The sequence below is a fragment of the Flavobacterium sp. LM4 genome (assembly GCF_002017935.1).
Lineage (GTDB): Bacteria > Bacteroidota > Bacteroidia > Flavobacteriales > Flavobacteriaceae > Flavobacterium > Flavobacterium chungangense.
Genome location: NZ_MUFW01000001.1, coordinates 1,015,486 through 1,040,363, shown reverse-complemented (window position 1 = coordinate 1,040,363; position 24,878 = coordinate 1,015,486). Strand labels below are relative to the sequence as shown.

Here is a 24,878-nt window from a genome sequence, read left to right as displayed (position 1 = left end):
CAAAACCCTGAAAATGTACAGCAGAGAAGAATCACAAAAACTAAAAAGAGAATTCTGGGTGGCTTTTGCCGAAAAGTATCCTAGAAAATGGGTACTTTATGATACCAAGATCAAAGACTTTTCCTTTAAATTTTATGTAGACAATAAAAAAGCGCAAGTTTTAATTGATATAGAACAAAGAAGCGATGAGAAACGAATTGCTTATTTTGAAAAATTAGAAGCCCTAAAAAACATCCTGAATGAAGAGTTCATTAAAGATTTGGTTTTCGAAAAAAACTATACTCTGGAAAGCGGCAAGACCATTAGCAGAATCTGGGTTGAAAAATCCGGAGTTGGCTTTAGCAATCGCAACAACTGGGATATTATTTTTGATTTCTTTTTCGAAAAAATGAATGCTCTGGAAATGTTTTATTTAGAATATGATGAATTTATCAAGGATATTGATTAGACTAAATTAAGAATATTTAATATTTTAACGCTTTATTCTTAAGTATCATTACATCTTAAGAGTATGCGAAAATAATTAATAAAGAAATACCTATAATTGATTCAGGTTTATCCAAAATTTTTATATTTGAAAAACCTAAATTCATAATGAAAAAACTTTTATTGGTGTTTTTTTTAGTTTCATTTTCAAAAAACTATGCACAAACTGATTACGCTTCTGTATACAATAGTGAGTCTATAATTAGCAAAGGTGCCAGCCTGCACGATGATAAAAAATATGACGAGGCCTTAAAAGAATATTACAAAATCAGTAAAACAGATCCTAAATATCTAAATGCTCAGTACGAAATAGGTTTAACACTCTCTGCTCAAGATAAAAAAAGTGAACTCAAAACATTCTTAGAAGATTTATATTCTAAAGGAAAAATGGCTGAATATCCTGATTTATACAGGATGTATGCTATATTTTTAAGCGATGAAAAGGAATATGAATCTTCTGAAAAAATTTTTAAAGAAGGCGAAAAATATTTACCCTATTCATCTACATTTCTGTATAATTACGCAATACTATACATCCGTAAAAAGGAAAATCAAAAAGCGCTTGACCTGCTTAAAAAAGTTGTTACAAACAACCCAAATCATGCACAGTCACATTATTTATTAGGTATAATGGCTTTTGAAAACGGAAAAATAACCGAAGGCACCCTTGCCTTAATGAGCTATCTTGCCATTGCCCCAACAGGACAATATGCTAATGAGGCAATTATGAATCTAAATGCCAATTTTGGCCAAAATTACCTTAACGAAAACAAATTAGTTTTTTCAAAATCCGGTGATAATTTTGAAGATATTGAAACCATTTTAAGAAATCAATTACCATTAAAAAAGGTCTACAAAATTAAGTCGGGTATCGATGACAAAATAACACGCCAGGTCCAGGCCATTGCCGAATATGCAACAGAACATAAAATGGGGGACGGATTCTTTGAAACAACTTACATTCCGTGGGTGAAAAGCCTTGTTGAAAAAAATCAGCTGGAGGGCTACTCTTACTACAGTCTACTTTCTATGGAAGATAAACTTGGAAAAGAACTGAACAAGCAAAAGAAAAAAATTACTTCTTTCCGTGACGATTATTTGCTAAAAGATTTCTGGTCTGTTTTTGCAAAAAGAAAACTGGATATTTTTGGAAATACAGAGGATGTAGTCGTTACCATCAGAAATGAAAAACCTTTTATAATTGGTCCTCAAATAAATGGAGAGTTTCATGGCAAATGTAAATACGTAAATGTCTACGGAAATTTAGGTGGAGAACTAAATTTTAAAAATGGACTTCTTGATGGCCAGCAAAAATACTATAATGAAAAAGGAATGTTGAATGAAGAAAAATATTTTACCGCAGGAAAATTAGATGGAAAAAGGACTACTTATTATGAAAATGGAAATTTAGCTCTAATTGAAAATTATAAAGATGACAAACTTGATGGAATTAGTACTTCCTACTATCCAAATGGAGGTAAAAACTGTGAAATAAATTTTACTAATGGCGAACGTAACGGTACTTTTATCTGCTTATACGAAACAGGAACCAAAAAAACCGAAATTGATATTACTGATGGAAAACTGAGTGGAAAGTATAACTCTTACAATGAGTCAGGAGCTTTAACAGAAACTTATAATTGCTTAAATGATAAGATTGAAGGCAACTATTTACAATACTTTGATGGTAAACTTGTAAAATCTGAAGCTGTTTATAAAAATGGTGTTATCGATGGAATTTACAAATCTTACTACGCAAATTCAACTTTAGAAAAAGAAAATATTTATACTTCAGGCAATATTACCAAATCAAGCGAGTATTTTGAAAATGGCAAAAAATCATATGAAAGTTTTTATAATGACAAAGGAGAATTAGAAACATATGATTGTTTTGATAATGACGGAAATAAATATTTTGAAGAGAAATATAAATCCGGAGAGTTAAAGTCTGGTCTGCAGTTTACTTCAAATTCACCAAAAGGAACAGAAATAAATCTGACCAAAAAAAGTTTTGAAACTAAAAATTTTGATGGTTCGCTCAAAGTAAAAGGTGCTTTTGAAAAGGGAAAAAGAACGGGCGAATGGAATTATTTATACTCCTCAGGGATTACTAGCCTAAATGAATCATATGTTAATGGAAAGACAAATGGCATCAGCACAAATTACCTCTTAAATGGTGATTTATCAAGCAAATATAACTCCACTAACGATACCATAAGCGGACGCTATGAAACTTATGATGGAAATAAAGTAAATCAAATTTATAACTACGAAAAAGGAGAACAAAACGGACCATTTCAAACTTTTTATCCTGACGGAAAAGTCAGTACTGAAGGATTTATGGCTGCTAATGATGTTGTCTCTGACAAATTTATATACACTCAAAGTGGAAACATCTCTACTATTGAGCATTATATAAACAGCTATATGGTAAATCGCAAAACTTTCGATACCAAAGGAAAACTTGAAAATGAAATTGATTACAAAAACAAAACCGAAAAATTTACTTTATCATTTCAAAATGGGGCTTACATCAAAAATTATGAAATGACAAATGGTATTTTGCATGGTAAATTTAGTGCATTAGATAAATTTAAAACTAAAATAACTGAAGCTGAATATATAAACGGAAAAGTCCATAATTTATATAAAACATATAGCCCCGTTGGCAGTCTTCTTTCAGAGAGAAACTACTATTGCGGTAAATTAAACGGGCAAAGCAAACATTACGATTACGCCGGAAATCTAAGGATTACAGAAGAATATCTTTTTGGAGTTGAAAATGGAAAAACGATTCGTTACTATAACAACAAATCCAAAATGATGGAATACTCATCAGTAAACGGCTCTATTGAGGGCGAAACCATTTACTATAATCAAAAAGGAGAAGCCTTAGTAATCATTGGCTATCAAAACAATATCCCAAGATATTTTATCCGAAAGAACAAAACAGGAGAGTTGAATGAAAAGGTAACTATTGAAAAACAAACTTCAGAAATTACATCTTCTTACCCTAATGGAAAAATTGCAATCCAGTTTACTTTAGATAAAGGAAGCATAAACGGTAAATTTATCATCAATAATATAGAGGGTAAACCTGAATATGAATGTACCTACAAAAACAACAATTTAGAAGGTGAAAGAACTGAATACTACGCAAATGGCAAACCATCTAAAAAAGAAAACTTTGTTAATAATGGATTTGATGGTAAACAATTATACTTCAAAGAAGATGGAATGCTTATTGCCGATTTATCATTTAGAAATGACGAATTACACGGAAATTCTTTGATTTACAGTGCCGGAAAACTTACACAAACAAAAAAATATGATTCAGATGAATTGGTCGAGATTATTAAATAAAACTTTTTTTCTGACTGCATTCTTCGCTTTAAATTCTATTTTGGCAATTGCACAAAAATCGTTTCAGGATATTAAAAACCTGTATCCGGACTATAATGAAATCATTTTGCAAAACGCTGAAGTATATGATATTTCTATTGAAAATAACGGCTTAAAAATTATACAGGACAATCATTATGAGTCAATGGTTTTGACCCAAAACGGAATATTTAATAACAAAGAATCCTTTTCTTATTCTGATTTAATTTTATTGAAAAACTATGATGCGTATACCGTTATTAATGAAAATGGGAAAGAAAAAAAGATAAAGGTAACCCAGACCATTGAAAAACAGTCACAACAAAGTTCTGTTTTTTATAATGATGTAAAAGAACGCCAGCTTACGTTTCCGAACATAGAAACAGGAGCAAAAAAAGTATACGACTATCAAACACAGTTTTTAGATCCGCATCTGCTTCACAAATTTATATTTGGTGATGCTATACCTATACAAAATTCTTCTTTGGAAATCAGGGCTGACAAAAACATTGTTATTGATTATAAAATTTTTAATGATCCTAATCAAACTATTTCTTATTCAAAGACTGAAAAAAAGGGAAAATGGATTCATAAATGGACCTTATCTGATATAAAGCCTGCTAAATACGAAGAAAATGCACGAGGCTATTTGTATATAGTACCTCATATCAATTTCTATATAAAAGAATACACAATAGACAACAAAACAACTCCGGTTTTGGGAGATATTCCTGAGCTTTATAATTATTATCAACAGTTTGTAAAAAACTTAAACAAAAAAGAAGATCCGGAGTTAAAAGCACTGTCTTTGGAAATTACCAAAGACAAAAAAACGGATGAAGAAAAAATTAAAACTATTTTTTATTGGGTCAAAGAAAACATCAAATACATTGCTTTTGAAAATGGATACGAAGGTTTTATTCCGCGTGAAGCCAGTTTGGTATTCGAAAGAAAGTTTGGAGATTGTAAAGATATGGGCAATATTATTTCGTGTATGGCACAATATGCAGATGTGAAAAATGTTACCATTGCCTGGATTGGTACACGAAGTATTCCATATTCGTATAATGATTTGGCGACACCTTCAGTTGATAATCATATGATTGCTGTTTTTAAAAAGGGTGATGAGTACATCTTTTTAGATGCAACTGATAAAGAAACCCGATACGGAATTCCAACGGCTTTTATACAAGGAAAAGAAGTTCTTTTTAGTGAAAATAGTCAATACAAGATTTATCCGGTACCGGTCGTTCCTGCAAATCAAAACGAAATTAGGGAAACAATAAATTTAAAAATTGAAAACAGCAAACTGAGCGGATCTGCAAAGATGGAGCGTTACGGTTACAACCGAAGCCATACTTTAATGCAAATTGGCGATGCAGCAAATAAAGCGCGTCGAGAAATGATCAAATCTCTGGTTTTAAAAGGAAATAATAAATTCGATTTAAAAGATTTTAAAGAAGAAAATCTAACTGATAAAGATTTACCGTATGCAATTGATTACAATTTTGACCTTGATAATTATATCGTAAAAGTGGATAAAGAAATTTATGTGAATTTGTTTTTAGATAAATTTTTAGAAAAGGCAATCATTGCAAAAGACCGCGTTTCGCAATATGAATTTGAATATCTGACGCAATTTACAACACAATATACTTTAGAAATTCCTAAAAACTACAGTATAAAATATCTGCCTAAAAACTTTGATCTGGATAACAATTATATAAAAGCTCATTTTACATATGAACTAAAAAATAATATTCTGTATCTAAATATCAGCTTGATACAAAAAAAATTATTACTTAATAAAAACGATTTTGAACCCTGGAACGAGGCAATAAAAAAACTAAAAACTAATTATAACGAAACCATAATTTTACTCGAAAAATAATGAAAAAACAATTCCTAAAAAAGTTCCTCAGCTTTATTACAATCCTAAGCACATCTGTTTTTTTTGCTCAGGATTATAGTTTTAAAACCTATGACTGGAACGAAAAAGACACCAAAATTGACGTCCCAAAAAAATATGCAGATGAGAAGGAAATTTTCTTAAACCGTACATTAAAAATAGAAATTATTGTAGATAAAAATACGGCAACCCAATACCGCTTAATACACGAAAAAAAATATATTAATTCTGATGATGCTATAGAACGCAATAACAAAGTTTACATCCCATTTGGCAATCAGGAGAATATTCTGACTACTAAAGTACGTGTGATCTTAAAAAATGGAAAAGTCATTAATTTGGACAAAAAAGATATTAAAGAAGAAGTTGATGAGGAAAAAGGTATGAAATACAACTATTTTGCTCTTAACGGTCTTGAAAAGGGAGCTGTCATAGAAAAACTATATGTAATAGAAGAGGCTCCTGATTTAAATGGGAATACCATTAAAATGCAGGATCAATACCCAATTGCCGAATTTAATTTTGATTTGATTACACCCGTGCATCTAATTTTCAAAACTAAATCATACAATGGTTTAAGTGAACCGGTTTTAGATGAAAATAAGCTGGAAAACAAAAAGGTTCTGAGCATATCTGAAAAAGATATAGCAGCTTTAAAAGATGATGAAGAATATTCGAATTGGGATGTCAGATTGAAACTTTTCCGTTATAAATTGGACCAGAATCTATACTCCGGTGCTAAAAATCTGAATAACTTTAAAGAATATGCAACCAATACTTATGAGCGAATCAATCCGGTTTTAGATAAAAAACAAGAAAAAGCAATTGCAGCATTCTGTAAATCTATTCCTGAATCAAAAGATCCTCAGGAGCAAATTTGGAATATTGAGAACAAGATTAAAAAAACAATTATTTATGACAAGTATACAGACTCAAAACCATCTTTGAGTGATGTTATCAATACAAAGCAGGCGAATAGTCTGGATATTATAAAATTATATACCGCTGTTTTTAAATATTTTAAAATAGAACAAAATATTGTTTTCACTTCAAACCGATATAAAATTCCTTTTGACAAAGACTTTGAAAGTCACGAAAATCTTAACGAGTTTTTATTTTATTTCCCAGGTATAAAAAAATACCTTACCCCAACTGAAATAGAATATCGTTTACCCCTATTTCCAAATTATTTAGGAAACAACAATGGATTATTCATAAAAGAGAAAATTTTTGCAGGTGTTCCGATGGGGATTGGAGAAGTAAATTTTATCGAAATTCCAGGGACTGAAATTACGCATGACTATATGGATATTACTGTCGATTTCACACAAGATATTGAAAACCCTTTGGTTACAAGTAATATGACTTATGGAGGGTATTCCGGATTAAATTTCCAACCTATAAAAGACTTTGTGTCCGCTGATCAGTACAGAACAATGCTTAAAAATATTTCTGAAAATTATACTTTACAAAGCGAATACAAAACACTTACTACTGAAAATGACGGAACTGAGTTTATTGGCAAAAAACCTTATAAACTAAACCTAACTTTTGATGGTAAAGATATGATACAGAAAGCAGGGCCAAATTATTTATTTTCTGTAGGACAGACTATTGGAAGACAAATGGAACTTTATCAAAAAGACAAACGTATACTTCCTATAGAAATTCATTATCCGCATTACTATACCAGAAAAATTAAAATTATATTACCGGAAGGGGCAACAATTAAAAATCTGGATAAATTTGTAATGAATTTCAAAACTGACCTTGATGGTAAAACTGAGGCTGCTTTTACCAGTAATTACACTCAAAACAAAAATGAAATTACGGTTGAAAACACAGAATTTTATAACCTTATAAATTATCCTTTAGCCAGTTTTGAACAATACAAAGCAGTTATTAATGCAGCTGCCGATTTTAATAAAATAGTAGTTATTGTTTCTAAGTAAATACTGAAAATAATTATATAAAAATAGCCCGACAGTTTAAAAAATTGTCGGGTTTGTTTTTTATTCCCTATCCAAAAACCTTTGAATAATTAGACATTAAAAATATTATACACAATAATATGATTCTCATAATTAATGTACAACTGTTTACGATAGTCTTGCTTTTTACGTGTAATAATTGAAATTTTGCAGTCAATACCGCTATTATCCTTACATACAAATGAATAGACAATATCGGTATCATTTTCTTCCCTCTCTATATATTCAATAATATTAAAAAGCTGTATTTCCTGCGAATACACAACAATTCTGTGCCTTTCTGTATCTAATATTACAGAAAGATTAACCAGATCCAGATTTGACCATTCCCCCCATTTTCCTTTATCGTTTTTTTCTAAAACACTAAAACCCGATGTTTTAAATCGATAAGACTGACTGTAGGTTTGCTGTATTGCTAATACGAGAAAAAGAAGTACTATATAGTGACGTAAAATATTCATAATGTAGTTATAGGGGCTATTAAAACTCAAATTTAGTTTTTTCCTGACAAGCAGCTTCAAAATCGGTAATCATTTGATGAATTATTTTTTCCGCAGGTAAAATTTCATGAATCAATCCTGCAATTTGTCCTATTTCAAGTTCACCTTCTTCAAGATCTCCTTCAAACATTCCTTTTTTTGCTCTTGCTCTACCTAAAAGCTGTGCTAAATCTTCTTTTGAAGGGCATTTTCTATATAAATCCTGAACATCCTCATAAAATTTATTTTTAACCAACCTCACAGGCGCTAATTCTTTCAGTGTCAATTGAGTATCACCTTCTTTTAGATCTAATATCTTTTGTTTGAAATTATGGTGTGAAGATGATTCTAATGATGCAGCAAAACGGCTTCCAACCTGAACACCATCTGCGCCTAAAATCATTACGGCCAACATTCCTCTACCGGTAGCGATTCCACCCGCAGCAATAATCGGAATCTGGATTTTTTCTTTTACCATCGGAATCAAAGTCAGCGTTGTGGTTTCATCACGACCATTGTGACCACCGGCTTCAAAACCTTCTGCTACAATGGCATCAACTCCGGCTTCTTGTGCTTTTAAAGCAAAAATACTGCTGCTGACAACATGCACAACCGTAATTCCTTTTGATTTCAAAAATGAAGTCCACGTTTTAGGATTTCCTGCCGAAGTAAAAACAATTTTCACTCCTTCATCAACCACTATATTCATAATTTCTTCAATATTTGGATACAACATCGGAATGTTTACCCCAAATGGTTTATCAGTTGCTCTTTTGCATTTTTGAATATGCTCACGCAATACTTCCGGATACATCGATCCAGCGCCAATAAGGCCTAAACCACCGGCATTGCTTACTGCAGAAGCTAATTTATAACCACTGCTCCAAATCATACCGCCTTGAATAATTGGATATTTTATATTAAAAAGTTGGGTAATTTTATTCATTCAAAACTATTATTGTTTTATAATCTTTCCCGTTTTATGTAGACCATCAGCATCAAAAGTATAAAAATAGAGTCCGCTTTTTAATGATTCTATAGAAAGATTTGGGTCTTGCCCCGTTATCTTTTTGTCAATTACTTTTTGTCCTAAAATAGAGTAAACAATAACCGTAGCATTATTTATTTCATCAGAAAACGAGAATGTGATAGTGGTTTTAGCAGGATTTGGATAAACAGTAAAATCTTTATTTACGAAACTATCAACTGCTAATGTAATAGCACCAAAATTTGGAATTCCGTAACCGTAATTATTATCAGGTGTTAAATACTTATCCGAAGACTTAATGATCATATCTCTAATTTCCTGATTTGTTTTTGTTGGAAAAGCCTGCCATAGACAAGCAATCATTCCGGCCATAATTGGGCATGAAAAGGAAGTCCCGCTAGCTGTAATAATATTGCCTGAAGTATTCGAAACTACAGCAGCATTACCTTGAGCCATAACATCAGGTTTTATTCTTCCGTCATAACTGGGACCAATAGAACTAGTAGATGATTTAACTTTTGAGGCAGTAACAGAGCCTACAGTAATAACGGAAACAGCATCAGCAGGCGATCCGATATGTTTTTCAGTCTGAGTTCCTTCATTCCCGGCAGAAGCTACTACAATTATTCCCTTACTAAAAGCAATTTGTGCACCTCTGGAAATAAAATTTGTCGTTCCGTTCATATCACTATAGCTATGATTATAATCCGGATTATCGCGATCACCAAAATATCCTAATGAGGTAGTAATAATGTCGACACCCAGGCTATCTGCTTTTTCTGCTGCTTCTACCCAAAGCGATTCTTCAAACGGGGCTTCTAAAGGATCGCTTTCAGTAATAAATAAATAGTATGATGCATCGGGTGCAGTACCAATTAAAGCATTTTCCTTATAGCCTCCCATTGTCGAAAGTACCATTGTACCATGATCACCTCCAGCATAAAAATTATCATTTCTGGAAACATAATCATATCCTCCCAAAATTCTGTTATTAGCAATAAGATTCTGAAAAGGCTGAGCAGTATTTACACCTGGAAAACCGGCATCCATAACAGCAATTATTTTTCCGGTTCCGGTATAATTTTGCTGATGCAAAATATGCCCGTTCAGCATCTGAATTTGATTTGCCGAAGTTCCATAGGTATAATTAGCTGCTGTTTCGAGTTTATCGTTTGTATTTACAATTTGATTTTCAAGAACTTTTTTTGACGTTGTATTTAATGCCTTATTTGCAAAAACAACTTTATCTACAAATGAAATTGATTTTAATGCTAAAATATTGGTTTGACTCCCCTGTACATGAAGCGCATTCAACCACTTTGATTGTGCCAGAACAGTAATTCCTGTACTTGATTTTATCTGATCAACATATGTTTTTTCTAAGGGAGCATCTGTAGTATTTAGAGCGATACTTTGATTAGTTCTTCTGTCTAAAGAACGTTGGGAAAGCATCAATAACGGAGAGTCTAAGTAGGTTTGCGCATTTGGCTTGGCATTAAAATAAACCCAGGCATCTTCCTGCGAAAACATCACAGTAGAAATCAATAAGAATAGAATGGAGTAATGTATCTTCATAAAATAGCAATTTACTTTTTTAAGGCCAGAACCTTTACAAAAAAGTATAAAGCTATGAAATTACTCCCGAACCAACTAATTCATTTTCTAAATACCAGGCTACAAATTGGCCTTCAGTAATTGCTGATTGCGGTTCTTCGAAACGAACATACATTCCGTCTTCAAATTGGTGCAGACTTGCTTTTTGCAAAGGCTGGCGATAACGAATTCTTGCCATTACTTCCATAGTTTCTCCAACATTCAAGACTAAATCAGTACGAATCCAATGTACTTCCGATTTTTCTATAAACAAGGCTTTTTTAAACAATCCGGGATGATTGCTTGTTAATCCTGTATAGATCGTATTGGTTTCAACATCTGTTGCGATAACAAATAGCGGATCAGTAGTTCCGCCAACATTTAACCCTTTTCTCTGTCCAACAGTAAAATAATGAGCTCCCTGATGTTTACCCATAATTTTTCCCATCTCCGGTCTATAATTCAACTTTTGGGCTTCCGTTTTTAATTCTTCTTCCAAAGATAATCCGGCTGGCTTTTCAACTGTATAAATCGGATCATTTTTATCAATCTGAACAATTTTTCCTTCTTTAGGCTGTAATTTTTGTTGCAAAAATTCCGGTAAACGTACTTTACCAATGAAACAAAGTCCCTGAGAATCTTTCTTCTCCGCCGTTACCAATTCCATTTCTGCTGCAATTTCACGAACCTGAGGTTTAGTCAAATCTCCAATTGGAAATAATGCTTTAGACAACTGTTCCTGAGACAGCTGACATAAAAAGTACGATTGATCTTTGTTAGTATCCGCTCCGGCGATTAACTGATAAACAACTTTTCCATCAACTTCAATTTCACTTTTTTGACAATAATGTCCTGTGGCCACATAATCGGCACCAAGACTTAAGGCAATTTTCATGAAAACATCAAACTTGATTTCGCGGTTACAAAGTACATCAGGATTTGGAGTTCTTCCTTTTTCGTATTCGTTGAACATGTAGTCAACAATTTTTTCTTTGTACTCCTCGCTCAAATCAACAGTCTGAAACGGTATTCCTAGTTTTTCTGCTACCAGCAAAGCGTCATTACTGTCTTCCAGCCACGGACATTCATTTGAAATAGTCACAGAGTCATCATGCCAGTTTTTCATAAAAAGGCCAATAACTTCGTAACCCTGCTGCTGCAGTAAATAAGCTGCAACACTCGAATCTACTCCACCGGAAAGTCCAACAACTACACGTTTCATTCTAAATCGTTTATATTTTTACAAGGGTGCAAAGATAAATCAAATTATAGATAATTATACCTCTTTTGATTAGTTTATATAATGAAAGGGTAGATAAAACCTATGGCTTTTTTAATTACTTTTAATCATCAATTAAAATGTCATGCCAAAACCCTTTTTTACTTTTATTTTCTTACTCATTTTTACGACTTTAAGTGCCCAAAATTATAGTGCTTCCTTACCAAACTATAAGGCATACCAAGCATTTAGAGGCAAACCCTTATCTGATAAATTTTCGAATATCGAATCAGTAAAAGTCATTTATGATTTGAAAAAACAAAAGATGTATTATTTTAACAGTACACTTATTCGTCTTCATTATGATTTTGTGACCAATTATTTAGGATACGGCAAAGACCTTGACATCTTTAATGACAACAACTACAGTAATACAGATAAAGGCAGAGAATTTTTATTAGGAAACCTGAATCATATCAAGGGAACTGACAAATGGATTTTTGAACTGGCAGCTTCAGATCATATGCCTGTTTTATTAATTGAACGCTTTTATCATTTAATTGTAAGCTCTTCTTTTATTGGTAAAGATTTAAAATTTTACCTGAATAATCCTGAGCAAACAGAATGGTTTCAACAGCAAAAATTTAAAATTCCGTGTGTTAAATCAAATTATATTTTTAATGAAATTACGTATCAGGAAGTTGTTTCCGGAAGTAATGTGGGTATTCTCAAGCAATATAAAATAAAGGATTTAGAAAAAACAAAACCAAGTCCTGATGAAATTATAATTCTGGACGGAACGCCTGATATTTTGCCAAATGTAAGAGGAATTATTGTGAATGAACTCCAGACACCGTTAAGTCATTTGGTGCTTTTGGGTAAAAACAGAAAAATTCCGATAATGGCTTACACAACCGTTGATAAGGACAACAACATCAAAAAACTGCTTTCAAAAAAAGTAGAATTAAAAATCAAGGTTGATACTTTTTTTATCAAAGAAAGCAACAAAAAAATAGTTCCGAAAACCAATACAAAAAAGAAAAAACTGATTATAGACAGCAGTGTAACGCAATTGGTGGATTTATCCAAAATCCCTAAAAAAGGGGTGAACTACATTGGCTCAAAGGCACAAAACATGGCTTACTTAATTGCTGCTTCAAAAGAATTTTCGTTTAAAACACCCGAAGACGCACATGCAATTCCATTTTATTTCTACAGAAAACACATTCAAAAGAAAAATATTGCACCTCTGATAAAAGAACTTTTAGCGTATCCGCATAAAGATTCTGTACAATGGATTAATCTCCAGTTAAAAAAGATAAGAGATGCTGTTAAAAAAGAACCAATCGATCCAAATTTGATTGCGAAGCTAAATACAGCCTTTCAAAATGCGGCTTTCAAAAATTTCAGGTTTCGGTCTTCTACTAATGCAGAAGATCTCGATGATTTTAACGGTGCCGGTTTATACGATTCGAAAACCGGTATTTTTGGTGACAGTATCAAAACATTCGAAAAAGCCATTAAACAGGTTTGGGCAAGTGTATGGAATGAAGCCTCCTATAACGAAAGAGAGCTTTTTGGCATTGACCAGCAAAACATTGCAATGGGCGTTTTGTTGCATAGGTCTTTTCCTGATGAATTGGCTAATGGTGTTGTGATAACAAAAAATATATTCAGAACCAATTTCTCCGGAATTACGGTTAACGTGCAAAAAGGAGAAAATTCGGTTGTTAAACCTGAAAAAGGAGAAGTTTGCGAACAGTTTGTTATTTATCATTTTAATACCGGAACTAAGGATACAGATTTTGATGTAGATTATACTTCTAATTCAAATCTCAATAACAATGAACCCATATTGAATAGAAAAGAAATCAATAATCTTTTTGTAGTCAGTAAAAAAATTGAAGAAAAAATGTATCGCTACTGGAGAAAAAACCAATACCATCCTGTCGATATTGAATTCAAAATTGTTGGCAAAAACAGAGAGTTATACATCAAACAAGTCAGACCTTTTAATGAATAATCAGTAAAAAACTAAAACATCAATTTCGTTTACAACTGTATTAATATTGATGATTTTAAAGTCTAAATCTTTGATATTCATTTTGTCCTGAATAGATTTCCTGATAGTTTCATTATTTAAAGAAAAATTAGGGGCTAATGCAATTTTAACATTGACAGTATTCAAATATCTGGATGCTTTTCTGTTCACTATTATGGAAGCAGCAATATAAAAACCTATTATAATGAATTGAAAAAACAGCAGAATTTCTATTTTCTCATATGGATACATGATGTCTAAAATAGAAAGTGTGATGGTGGCAAAAAGAAAAATGATGGCGTTTACTGTAAAAGATTGTGTACGAAATCTTAAAATTGAAAAAATAGCAAACAAGCCAAAACCAATTCCTACCCCAATCTCAATTTTTGTAAACAAATAACAAAGCGAAAAAGTACAAAGTCCTACAATGACCATCAGTGGATTTATGGTTTCGTTATCTTTTCGGTTGGAAAAAAAATACAAAACCAAAATTGAAAAGAACAACAAAAAAAATCTTCCGGTAAGTTCGTTTAAATCCATTTAGTCAAAAAGTATTAGCAAAGCAAATTTAACTCAATTATCCTTTTAAAATATTGCGTCAGAATGATTACTTTCACGGAATATTTATTATTTTTTCCAATTATATCCCGTAGACCATGTATAAAATTTCTCAAGTTCTGCCTGATTTTGTTTAAGCCATTTAGAAACATCTTCCTTTCCGGAACTTGCAAATGCTATGTAAGCAAAAGGTTCAATCAATTTTTTCTCTTTCATTTCGATAAAATAAGGTGCTAAGTTTTGCCAATAAAAACCTGAATTTCCTTTTTTTGTTTCGTCAAGTGAGGCACAGATTGTTTCAAATTTTCCTATAAATTTTTCAACATCTGTCTTGGCTGTATTCTTTTTATCAAAATCTAAGCCCGCCGCCATTGATAAGATCAAATCTGTCTGAGAGAAATCATTTTCTTTCTTTTTGCCTTTTGGATCAGCTAACATATCCGAATTAATACTTATCGTAATTTTTTCGTCCGACTGCTTCACTCCCTGCATCAGCAAATTTTGTAAACTCTCAAGATTCTTTTTAGCTCTGGACGTTTGTGGTTCTACTATTAAAAATCTTGAAAAAGCTAAAATGGCAGGAATTCTGTTGCTGCTCATTTCCATGATTCCAATCGCATTTAATGAACCTGCATGATTAGGGTTTACCAAAAGTGCTTTTTGCAAGCAATCTACAGCTTCGCCATATTTATTTGAGTTAGCATAGCATACTCCTTTATTAAAATACAACTGATAATAATCCGGAAATTTTTTAATTCCTTCATCATATATCTTCAGTGCTTCATCAAGTTTGTGAAGATGATCTAATGAGTTTGCATAACTTACATAAACAGTACTGAGATCTTCTTTAGGGTGGGTAGAAATCGCGTGTTTAGCAACCTGTATAGACTCATCATATTTACCGGACGTATTTAAAGACATTGCTTTTTCTGTCAATGCCAATAAGTTATCTTTATCGATTTCTAAAGCTTTGCTATATTTGCCAATTGCACCGTCGTAATCTCCTTTGTCATGAAGTTCTATCCCTTCATCAACAAGTTTTTCAGCTTCGGCTTTGTTTTGTGCATACGTCGCTGAGAAAAACAAAAATAATAGTAGCGTTTTAACTTTCATAGATTATCGATTTAGGCAGTAAACTTACTATTATTTTAAATTAAAACAGCCTTTTATAACGAAAAAACCTATTCCATTTTAGGTTTTGAATCTGCACGATAGTTGCTTTTAGGATCGCTCATATTGACTTCTTTTGTCAATTTCCCTTTCAAATAAAATTGCCACTTCCCAACTTTTTTTCCGTTTAAAAATTTACCTTTTGAGGCTACTACTCCATCTGAATCATAAAAAATTGCATCACCATTATATTGGTTATTAGCATATGTAGTTTGCTCTAAAATGATACCGTTTTGCCCAAATTTTTTATAAATGCCTTCTTTCAGACCATTTTTATACGTTATTTCTTCAGCCACTTTTTCGTTTGGATAATAAACGGTTCTTTTACCTTCCAGCTTACCATTTTTATAGTTTTCAAGCGTCATGATTATTTTTGAAGACTTGTGATAATATTTCCATTCGCCTTCATAATTTTTTCCAATCACTTTTCCTTCACTTACCTTGTTATTTTTCTGGTCATAAAAAATAGTATAGGCGCTTCCGTCATTAGCTGTAAAATCACGGGTTGCTATTACATCTCCTTTTTTAGTATCATCAAAAAACTTAAAGACTCCAACTTCTTTTCCATGGCTGAAAGTACCCTCATAACGAGGTCTTTTTGACACTTCATAAGTACCTTTCCAAACACCGTCTTTTTTACCGTTGGTATCCAGTTTATTAAAATCCTGCGCAAAACCTATAGCGCTTATTAAAAACAAAATCCAAAAATTTTTCATATAACTTTTTCTATATAACAACAAATATTGCTTTTTAGTATTGCAAATGTATAACCATTTAGACAGAAACATATTTATTTTTCGATAAAAAAATCGTTGAAAGTTAAAGACAAAAACACTTCTGATTCTTTTATTCCAGTAAATAAAAACTCAGCAAAATCCTACATTAGGGAGGTTTAGGGGCTATAACACATGAACTTTTAAAGTTTTTTTTAAAGAAAATAAAATTTTAAAAAAGCTTTTTACAATTAATTGAATAACTTTTCCAATTTAAACTATATTCGCAAAAAAAATATCGCAAAAAAAAATACGAATAAAAAACTAAATCCCAATCCTGATGAAATCCTTAAAACTACTCTTTCTTGCCCTTTTTATAGGTATATCACAATTACATTCGCAAGCTAAAGTTACCTCTATTACCTACAAATTTCACCAACATTTTATGACTACGGACATAGGTCAGCCTGTTGCCGGTATTTATTTAATTGAAGGAAAACAAAAACCCATTATCCAGATTAATGCTGATGGTACAGGTATTTTTCAATTAGAAAATCTGTCTAAAAAAGAGATGGTATGGGGAATAAAATGCAGTGATGAAGGAATTCCTATCTACAAAGAAGGATTCGACAGTTCTTCCTATACATTTTGGTACAAAATAAAAGGAAGTGGTGAATGGCTATACACGCAATTTTTGATTATTCCAGGCAAGAAAAAAATGTATCTTATGGGAGATCGTGTAAAATATTATGGTGATAACACTGAGGTAAAGGATACGGAATCTAATTAACGTTTGTTTTTTATTGGAAGTTACAGCAAAAAATAAAAACGTTTGCTGGATTTACAAACCCATTTAAAAATTTCGGCTTTTATTTTATAAAATTAAAAATCATACCTTATTTTTATTTAATTTGCAATAAAATTCAATATATCATATAAATGGTTACAATCACACGCCTTTTTGATTTTCCTTATTACCAACAAGAAACTTACAATCTTGAAGTTGCATTAGCTACCAAAAAAAACGGGGCTTGGGAAAAAACATCCAGCAATGACTATATTGCTAAAGCCAATGCTGTTTCAAGGGCATTATTGCGACTAGGTGTTCAAAAAGATGACAAAATTGCCTTAATCACTTCTAACAATCGCACAGAGTGGAATATAATGGATATTGGTATCCTGCAGACAGGAGCCCAAAACGTTCCTGTTTATCCAACTATTGCGGAAGAAGATTATGAATATATTTTAAAGCACAGTGGCAGTATTTATTGTTTTGTTTCTGATGAAGAAGTACTTCAGAAGGTCAATGCGATAAAAGCAAATGTTCGTACTTTAAAAGAGGTTTATTCGTTTAACGAAATTGCTGGCTGCAAACACTGGTCAGAATTATTGACTTTGGGTGCTGATGAAAGTAATCAGACAGAAGTTGAAGCAAGAAAGAACAGTATAAACACAGAAGATTTAGCTACTATAATTTATACTTCGGGAACTACCGGAAGACCAAAAGGCGTTATGCTTTCCCATAAAAACATTGTTTCAAATGTTTTGGACAGTGCGCCGAGAATTCCATTTGACGCAGGAAAAAGTACAGCATTAAGTTTTCTTCCTATCTGCCATATTTTCGAAAGAATGATTTTGTATATCTATCAATATTATGGCGTTTCGGTTTACTTTGGAGAGTCTATTGAAAAAATCAGCGACAATCTAAAAGAAGTTTCTCCTACTGTAATCACTGCCGTACCAAGGCTTTTAGAAAAAGTTTACGATAAAATTTACGCAAAAGGATCTGAATTAACCGGCATTAAGAAAAAACTGTTTTTCTGGGCGATTGATTTAGGTCTGAGATATGAACCCTACGGTGCCAATGGTTTCTGGTATGAATTTCAGTTGAAAATTGCCAGAAAATTGATTTTCAGTAAATGGAAAGAAGGTTTAGGAGGTAAACTGGATTTAATGGTTTCGGGAAGTGCCGCATTACAGCCACGCTTATCAAGAGTTTTTGCTGCTGCACAAATTCCGGTTATGGAAGGTTACGGTTTATCTGAAACTTCTCCTGTAATTGCCGTAAACGATCAAAGAAACAAAGGTTTTAAAATTGGAACTGTTGGGAAAGTGATTCGCAACGTCGAAGTAAAAATTGCCGGAGACGGTGAAATTCTTTGCAAAGGACCAAACGTAATGTTGGGCTACTACAAAGATCCTGAAAAAACAGCAGAAGCTTTACAGGATGGATATTTCCACACAGGAGATATTGGCGAAATTGACAGCGAAGGTTTCCTGAAAATTACAGATCGTAAAAAAGAAATGTTCAAGACTTCCGGCGGAAAATACATTGCTCCCCAATTGATTGAAAATGCCATGAAGCAATCCCGTTTTATTGAGCAAATCATGGTAATTGGAGATGGAGAGAAAATGCCGGCAGCTTTTATTCAGCCAAATTTTGAATTTGTAAAAGAATGGGCTAAAATTCATAAAATCAATTTAGGAAATTCTAGCGCTGAAATTGCTTCAAACCCTGATGTGATTAAACGAATAGATGAAGAAATTGAAGGCATCAACAAAAAATTCGGACACTGGGAACAAATCAAGCGCTTTGAACTTACTCCTGATGTTTGGTCTATCGATGGCGGACAGCTTACTCCTACCCTCAAATTAAAACGTAAAATCATCAAAGAAATCTACAAGGATTTATACTCAAAAATCTACGATCATAATTAATCAAAATAATATAACCAAACCAAAACGGCTGTCTTTTATTAGAACAGCCGTTTTATTTTTCACACAAGAATTTGTCTTGAAACAATCAAAATTCATTTGTAAAATCATGCGTTACAGATGCTTAAAAAAAAGAAAAATCTTATTTCAATTTTAGTAGTATTCAATCAAAAGTTTTTTATTATGTTTGTTTTGAGTTTAAGAAATACCTTGCTTTTCTTGTATAAAGAAAATGATGATGTTTCGTCATCGGTGTAAGATTATTTAACATTCAGCACTACTTCTATCTTATGGATGAGAAAGGGTACTATACGTACAGTTTCGGTTCCACCTCCTCGAGATTAACTGTACGTATAGTACCCCTTCTCGGGAGTTGATAGACATAGTCCTTAGAAAATACGAAGGTTTTAAACTTTAACCCCTATTGCTGCAATAGGGCTTTTATTTATTACCCATTTAATAATTCGGCTTATAATTTGTAATGTTTTTCCTTTTCAATTTATTCTTGCTTTTTACGTTTCTTGGTAAATTTATGTCCTCAATATGTTCATCTTCATAATAATAAATTTCATTGTTTTCCTTAAATATTCTTTTTTCTAAATCTTCATTATTAACTTTCTCATCCTTTTTTAAAATAACTCTAAGAGATACTCGCCATGGCATACCTCGATTATAAATAAAAGTACTCAGTGTGCCTAAACCGTCTAATTTTGTATAAACGGAAAAATCTTCTGCCCCATCATTATTTAAATCCCCTTCATTAATAAGTTTTGACTTTTTAGGGTCTAATTTCCCTAATTCAGTCACATTGCCTAAAGTGTCAGGAAAAAAAGTAATGTAACCACTCTTTGGCGATATAAATGCAGATTCTATTTTCCCATCGCCATTATAATCACCAAGTATCGTTTCAACCGCTTCATCCTGGTTTTCATTCTCAGATATTGCATGTAAACTATCTTTTTTATATTGTGCTTGTTCTTCATAAAACATATCGTTACGGTATTTCACTTCTCTTGCCATGCTTTCCTTCGCCTCTTTCCTTTTTTTATCAATAAGTAATTTCTTTTCTTCTTTACCTGAACATGAAGAAATCAAAATAAAAATTAAAATACCAATAATAAATTCCTTCACCATTCTTTTTAGTTTTAAATCTCTCTAGCTTTTGCCCTGAGCAGCATACTCATAATGAATTGAATTACTATCTGTTAGACAAGCCTTTCAGAATATTTTTTTTAATAAACTTCGAATTCTGTTTTACCTTTTGGGATATAAAAATAGCTATTCAAAAATAAAGGTCTTAAACCCCCATCGTGGTTTACCTTAGCCCAAAGAGATGTATTTCCTCTTAATCTATTGTCTGTAGTTGCTTGCATTAGTGCAACTAATTTTCCATCAGCAAAAAATACCATTTTATAATTTTCAATGGGTTGCATTTCCAGACTTGGATCTTTATAAAAAGTCATTAGTTCATTCCAAGTTGCCTCTATAGTTTCTTTTTTTGCATATTCAGAAATGAACTGGTCTTTTAAACTGTTGTATGATGTTTTTGCAATATTATCGTAATCCTTATTTTTATAAACATCTCTAAGAACATTGTACTTGCTAACTAATTTTGCTTCAAGAGCTTTAGAATCAAGTTTTCTTAAATCTTCTGCATTTTCAAAGCTTTTTAATTGGTATGGTACTTGAACTTCAAATTCAAAGCTTCCTTCATAATATTCTCTACCTGTAGCAATAAACTTTTCAGTTTTATTACCATTTTCATCTTTTGATATAATTACTGGAGTTTTATATTTTTGATAAACTATATCGTCAGCACTTTCGTCATTCAAATCATACGTTTCCAGTTGAAAAGTTAAATAAGTGCTTTCAGCAAAAGTTTTCACGTTTTGACTACCATCAATTGCAGGATACATCCTATAAGTAAGTTTCTGAGTACCACTCTTATAAATACAATGGTTTATATCAAAGGACGAACCTGCCTTTGAATCTCTAAAATCTTTATAACATAGTCTATCATTTATGTATATTTCAATAAAACAATTAAAATTTTCGTACCGAAAACCATATATTTTTTCACTTGAATAATATCTGACTTGCTTTGTTAATTCCTCTACAATATTTTTTGAATTAATATAAGGATTTTGTATAATCATATTTTTTTCTTTTTTTTCGCAACTTTGAATAGTTGAGAACAAGGTTATTAAAATTATTAATCGCTTCATGCTTTTTTAGGTTGATTAAAAAATTGTATTGTTCCTAAACTGATATTGTGAGGCTCAATTAGATTGAAATTAATAGGTTTTCCTTCATTGGGACTGTAATCCAATAAATCTCCAAATTGTCTACTTTTGGCTTTTATACTCCCTGTAAAAGTTCCTTTTATTCCTGAAAAAATCAATGTTTTATTCATGGATAATCCCTCATTTTTGTTGTATTTAAAAGTCGTTTTTAACGCAGCAGCCCCATTTAATTTTAATTCAAATTTACCATCAACCTGAGTTTCAATACCAAAAAATTTGAACTCATTTTTATATTTACCATTAAGTAAAACAGTTACTATAATCTGTTCCTTAAAAATAACTCTTGCCTCACTGTTATTAATAAAATTACCTAATTTATCTTTTATGTCGTAAGTGTTAGTCAATAAATTATATTTTACGTTGAGTTCGCAGGATAGTTCTCCAACAACTGTAATAGAGCCTTTAATTTCTTTTACACCTATAGCTTTAAGTCCGTCAGCAAGTATTTTTTTATTTTCTTCAAGTTTTTTATCCGCAGGTTTTTCCCCTGCAACTGGTTCTTTTTTTGCTTCAAGCATCTGGATTAAATCAAACTTTTCTTCAAAGTTTACAGCTACCAGTGGATCTGCTTTCAAGTTAGCTTCAAAAATCAATGCTAATCTTTTATCTGATTGAGTTTTATAATACATCCCTGTATTTACAGCAATAGAAGGAGGTACTAACTCAGCTCCCGCATCTTTTAAATATTTGGATACTTTTTTTGCTTTCCTTGCAATTTTAGCCAATCTTCCCTGTGCACTTCTTCCTCTAGTAAGATATATCATCAATAAATCTATAATAATACCTATAGCTACCAGTTCGTATATTACAAGAGCAGCAATATAACGGGTCACATTGTCCGTTTTTATAAAATCTACCTTTGTACCTTTTAAACTCAAGACTTCTTCCTTTTTTTCAAGAACTCTATCATAAATAGCGTGCAATCCTACATCATAAAATTTAGATTGCTTTTCAACATATGGAAAAAAAACATCTCTTGTAAGCCATCCGCCTGGAATTAGCACCATTAATTTACCAAATAAAGACTCAGTTAATTCTTTAATTTCCTGTGAAATTCCATTTTTTAGATCAACTTCATATTCATGGAAATAATAAGGCTCTTTATTTTTTTTATCATCATCCGGCTGGGTTTTGTAGTTATACTGAAAATGCCCAATCCAAACTACATCAGGATACGTTTTTATATGTATTGTAGGTTTTGTCTTGTCAGAATAATAAGCACAAGAATTGATGTAAAAATAATAATCGTTTGTTATATCACCATAATTAATAGTTTCTTTCGGAAATAAAAACTTACGTAAATATTTTACGTAGTGATTTTCAAAATCAGAATTGATAATAGAAAAAACGGGATGTTCAATAACATCACTACTATACGGTGTAATTTTATTCAAGGAATATTGAGTATTTTCAATTACATTTTTACTCAAGCTATGTTTGTGTTTATCATCTTTAAAACAAGCCTTGAACTGCTGATCGGGTATTTTTAATTTTATTTTTTTTCGTGGAGAATAACTATAGCTTGGTGCTATTATATCGATATTTATGGGATTAGCATTATTACCATAAACTTTAAATAATAAAGTTGTTCTACGATTGTTCATCTGATATGTTTTCGCCAAAATGTAAAAGTCTTGTTTTACCATATCCTTTTGCAGAAATTCTACCTACATCAACTCCACTTTTAACAAGCGAATCTACAATTGTTTGAGCTCTCTTATGTGAGAGTTTATCGTTATATTCATCTGTACCTCTACAATCTGTATGAGATCCAATTTCCACTGGCAAATAAGGTGATTCTAATAAAAATTTTGTTATGTCATCAATTGTATTTTTTGCATCCTGTCGAATATTGAATTTATCGAAATCATAGTGGATTTGCTTTACTGTAATAAAACGATCTTTACCGGAAACCTGTTGGTTGAATTTTCCTTCATCAAAAATCGTTACAGGTTCGTTATCTTCATACAGAATGATTTTTTTAAAATTGCAATGACCGCCATTTTTCATGTATTTTTCTGGCTCACCAATTTTGAAAGCAGTAACATTTGTTGGTGGTTTTGGAATACTAGGTTCAATTTTCTTTTTTATTTTTAAAAAACGACCATGTATAATTTCATCATTACTATTTGGAATATATCTTTTAGTTATGGGGTTTTTGACTTTTATATAAAATTGTTCAACATCTTTAATTTCCTTTATTTTACCAAACCATGTAAAAGTATCTGAGATCGCCAGATTTATTTCTCCGTCATTTACATCTACACTAGTATATACTTTTATAAGCTCACCTTCTTTTCCGTTATTACGATAAATATCTATAATTAAATTTTTATGTCCGTTAAGTCCTTCAGTATCCACATTTAAATGAATAGTTTCTCCATATGAAAAAACATTTGAATTACTAATATCTGGACCATCAATAACATTACACCACTTACTTTTTATAATTTTTGATTCACACCATCCACCCAAAGCTAGTCCTGCTTTTTTTGAATATTTTAAATTTGGAATGCTGGCTTCTAAATAATAAGAATATGGACCACAAAGTTTCTTAGGTAGTTTTATACCGTATTTTTGATTACCTAATCTAATAGTTTCGAGTATACTTTTTCGTGGCTTATAACTTTGAAAATTCCAAAAGATGTTCTTTTCTTTTTCTGCTTTCGTAGTATCATCTGCCCATTCACTAACTTGAAAATATACAAATTGATCAGCTTTGATAGTAACCTTAACATTAGGAATGGAATAGTTTGACACAACTTGTCCTTCACCTGTCCACTTTATTCGCTTAATACCTTTTTCCATGACTTTTTTTTTGATAACTAAAATTAAATAGTTTCTATTTCTGAGTGCTTCAATTTTGGTTTATTCATTCCTTTTAAATCTAATAATGGATTTATTTGATTTTGTACATCAGGATTTGAATTTTTAAAATTCTGCTCTGCTGGTTCAGTAACTTGTCCATGTTTATCGATTTCGATACAATCAGCCCCACCTATTGGACAAGTAGCTTTACTATCCTGAAGCAATAATTTCCCTTGGTTAGATAAAATTGTTTTTTCATAAAAACCACTCCATTTTGTAATTGTTGCTTGACATGGAAGATAGTCACCACTTCCGTTGGGTTGCATTTTGCATTTACCAAAAGTATTTTTCTCTAAAGTCTGCCCAATATCTTTATCAGTAGCTATCAGTTTATCTGTTCCATCTTTATCATTGGCGTAATGCTTTGTTTGGGTTTTTACCTTAAGCTTATCCAATTTGGGTTCAACACTAAATTTACACTTACACGTAGCACCCTGTACTACAATATGTTTTTCGCTCATAAT

General features: G+C 31.7%; 19 protein-coding genes. 7 read left to right on the top strand and 12 right to left on the bottom strand.

Translation table 11 applies throughout. The features are described from left to right. Positions 1–13 precede the first annotated feature (13 nt). The 4 genes from BXU10_RS04705 (at position 14) to BXU10_RS04690 (ending at position 7,728) form a co-directional block, all read left to right on the top strand. Positions 14–448 carry a DUF4268 domain-containing protein gene (locus BXU10_RS04705; RefSeq protein ID WP_078226328.1) on the top strand — a complete coding sequence of 145 codons (435 nt, stop codon included), beginning with the start codon at positions 14–16 and terminating at the stop codon, positions 446–448. A 146-nt stretch (positions 449–594) separates the two neighbouring features. Continuing rightward, positions 595–3,849, top strand: coding sequence for a toxin-antitoxin system YwqK family antitoxin (locus BXU10_RS04700; RefSeq protein ID WP_078226327.1), 3,255 nt, complete (start codon positions 595–597; stop codon positions 3,847–3,849). After that, entirely contained in the window at positions 3,824–5,758 is a 1,935-nt protein-coding gene (locus tag BXU10_RS04695) for a DUF3857 domain-containing protein (RefSeq protein WP_189328054.1), read from the top strand. Before BXU10_RS04700 ends, BXU10_RS04695 begins: the two co-directional genes overlap by 26 nt. Next, on the top strand, positions 5,758–7,728 hold the full coding sequence (locus tag BXU10_RS04690; protein ID WP_078226325.1) for a DUF3857 domain-containing protein: 1,971 nt from the start codon (positions 5,758–5,760) through the stop codon (positions 7,726–7,728). The genes BXU10_RS04695 and BXU10_RS04690 overlap by 1 nt, the downstream gene beginning before the upstream one ends. Before the next feature lie 89 nt (positions 7,729–7,817). On the opposite strand, the gene BXU10_RS04685 is transcribed toward BXU10_RS04690, so the two are convergent. Genes BXU10_RS04685 through mnmA form a run of 4 tightly spaced genes read right to left on the bottom strand, consistent with a single transcriptional unit; the run spans position 7,818 to position 12,049 of the window. Continuing rightward, the gene (locus BXU10_RS04685; RefSeq protein ID WP_078226324.1) at positions 7,818–8,228 is read right to left on the bottom strand and encodes a hypothetical protein; all 411 of its coding nucleotides are present in this window, start codon (positions 8,226–8,228) and stop codon (positions 7,818–7,820) included. A 19-nt stretch (positions 8,229–8,247) separates the two neighbouring features. Then, the gene (locus BXU10_RS04680) at positions 8,248–9,192 is read right to left on the bottom strand and encodes a nitronate monooxygenase family protein (RefSeq protein WP_078226323.1); all 945 of its coding nucleotides are present in this window, start codon (positions 9,190–9,192) and stop codon (positions 8,248–8,250) included. Positions 9,193–9,201: 9 nt separating this feature from the next. Beyond that, the gene (locus BXU10_RS04675) at positions 9,202–10,809 is read right to left on the bottom strand and encodes a S8 family serine peptidase (protein WP_078226322.1); all 1,608 of its coding nucleotides are present in this window, start codon (positions 10,807–10,809) and stop codon (positions 9,202–9,204) included. 52 nt (positions 10,810–10,861) lie between these two features. Then, complete coding sequence (gene mnmA, locus BXU10_RS04670) at positions 10,862–12,049, bottom strand: tRNA 2-thiouridine(34) synthase MnmA (RefSeq protein ID WP_078226321.1); 1,188 nt, start codon at positions 12,047–12,049, stop codon at positions 10,862–10,864. A gap of 142 nt (positions 12,050–12,191) precedes the next feature. Here mnmA and BXU10_RS04665 point away from each other — a divergent pair, with 142 nt between their 5' ends. Next, entirely contained in the window at positions 12,192–14,069 is a 1,878-nt protein-coding gene (locus BXU10_RS04665) for a PEP/pyruvate-binding domain-containing protein (RefSeq protein WP_078226320.1), read from the top strand. Here BXU10_RS04665 and BXU10_RS04660 read toward each other — a convergent pair whose 3' ends face one another. The 3 genes from BXU10_RS04660 to BXU10_RS04650 form a co-directional block, all read right to left on the bottom strand. Beyond that, positions 14,070–14,627, bottom strand: a complete 558-nt coding sequence (locus BXU10_RS04660; protein WP_078226319.1) for a DUF4956 domain-containing protein — start codon at positions 14,625–14,627, stop codon at positions 14,070–14,072. Between the two features lie 87 nt (positions 14,628–14,714). Continuing rightward, positions 14,715–15,758 carry a tetratricopeptide repeat protein gene (locus tag BXU10_RS04655; protein ID WP_078226318.1) on the bottom strand — a complete coding sequence of 348 codons (1,044 nt, stop codon included), beginning with the start codon at positions 15,756–15,758 and terminating at the stop codon, positions 14,715–14,717. 68 nt (positions 15,759–15,826) lie between these two features. Further along, the gene (locus BXU10_RS04650; protein WP_078226317.1) at positions 15,827–16,531 is read right to left on the bottom strand and encodes a toxin-antitoxin system YwqK family antitoxin; all 705 of its coding nucleotides are present in this window, start codon (positions 16,529–16,531) and stop codon (positions 15,827–15,829) included. A 337-nt stretch (positions 16,532–16,868) separates the two neighbouring features. On the opposite strand from BXU10_RS04650, the gene BXU10_RS04645 reads away from it, so the two are divergent. Both BXU10_RS04645 and BXU10_RS04640 read left to right on the top strand, forming a co-directional pair. Continuing rightward, positions 16,869–17,318, top strand: a complete 450-nt coding sequence (locus BXU10_RS04645; protein WP_078226316.1) for a hypothetical protein — start codon at positions 16,869–16,871, stop codon at positions 17,316–17,318. Between the two features lie 149 nt (positions 17,319–17,467). Beyond that, on the top strand, positions 17,468–19,246 hold the full coding sequence (locus BXU10_RS04640) for a long-chain fatty acid--CoA ligase (protein ID WP_078226315.1): 1,779 nt from the start codon (positions 17,468–17,470) through the stop codon (positions 19,244–19,246). A 453-nt stretch (positions 19,247–19,699) separates the two neighbouring features. Here BXU10_RS04640 and BXU10_RS04635 read toward each other — a convergent pair whose 3' ends face one another. The 5 genes from BXU10_RS04635 to BXU10_RS04615 form a co-directional block, all read right to left on the bottom strand. Then, positions 19,700–20,377, bottom strand: coding sequence for a hypothetical protein (locus BXU10_RS04635; RefSeq protein ID WP_078226314.1), 678 nt, complete (start codon positions 20,375–20,377; stop codon positions 19,700–19,702). A gap of 98 nt (positions 20,378–20,475) precedes the next feature. Further along, positions 20,476–21,468, bottom strand: a complete 993-nt coding sequence (locus tag BXU10_RS04630) for a hypothetical protein (protein ID WP_078226313.1) — start codon at positions 21,466–21,468, stop codon at positions 20,476–20,478. Continuing rightward, entirely contained in the window at positions 21,465–23,150 is a 1,686-nt protein-coding gene (locus BXU10_RS04625; RefSeq protein WP_078226312.1) for a hypothetical protein, read from the bottom strand. The genes BXU10_RS04630 and BXU10_RS04625 overlap by 4 nt, the downstream gene beginning before the upstream one ends. Continuing rightward, complete coding sequence (locus BXU10_RS04620; RefSeq protein ID WP_078226311.1) at positions 23,137–24,354, bottom strand: OmpA family protein; 1,218 nt, start codon at positions 24,352–24,354, stop codon at positions 23,137–23,139. The genes BXU10_RS04625 and BXU10_RS04620 overlap by 14 nt, the downstream gene beginning before the upstream one ends. Positions 24,355–24,377: 23 nt before the next feature. Then, positions 24,378–24,875 carry a DUF4280 domain-containing protein gene (locus BXU10_RS04615; RefSeq protein WP_078226310.1) on the bottom strand — a complete coding sequence of 166 codons (498 nt, stop codon included), beginning with the start codon at positions 24,873–24,875 and terminating at the stop codon, positions 24,378–24,380. Positions 24,876–24,878: the final 3 nt, after the last annotated feature.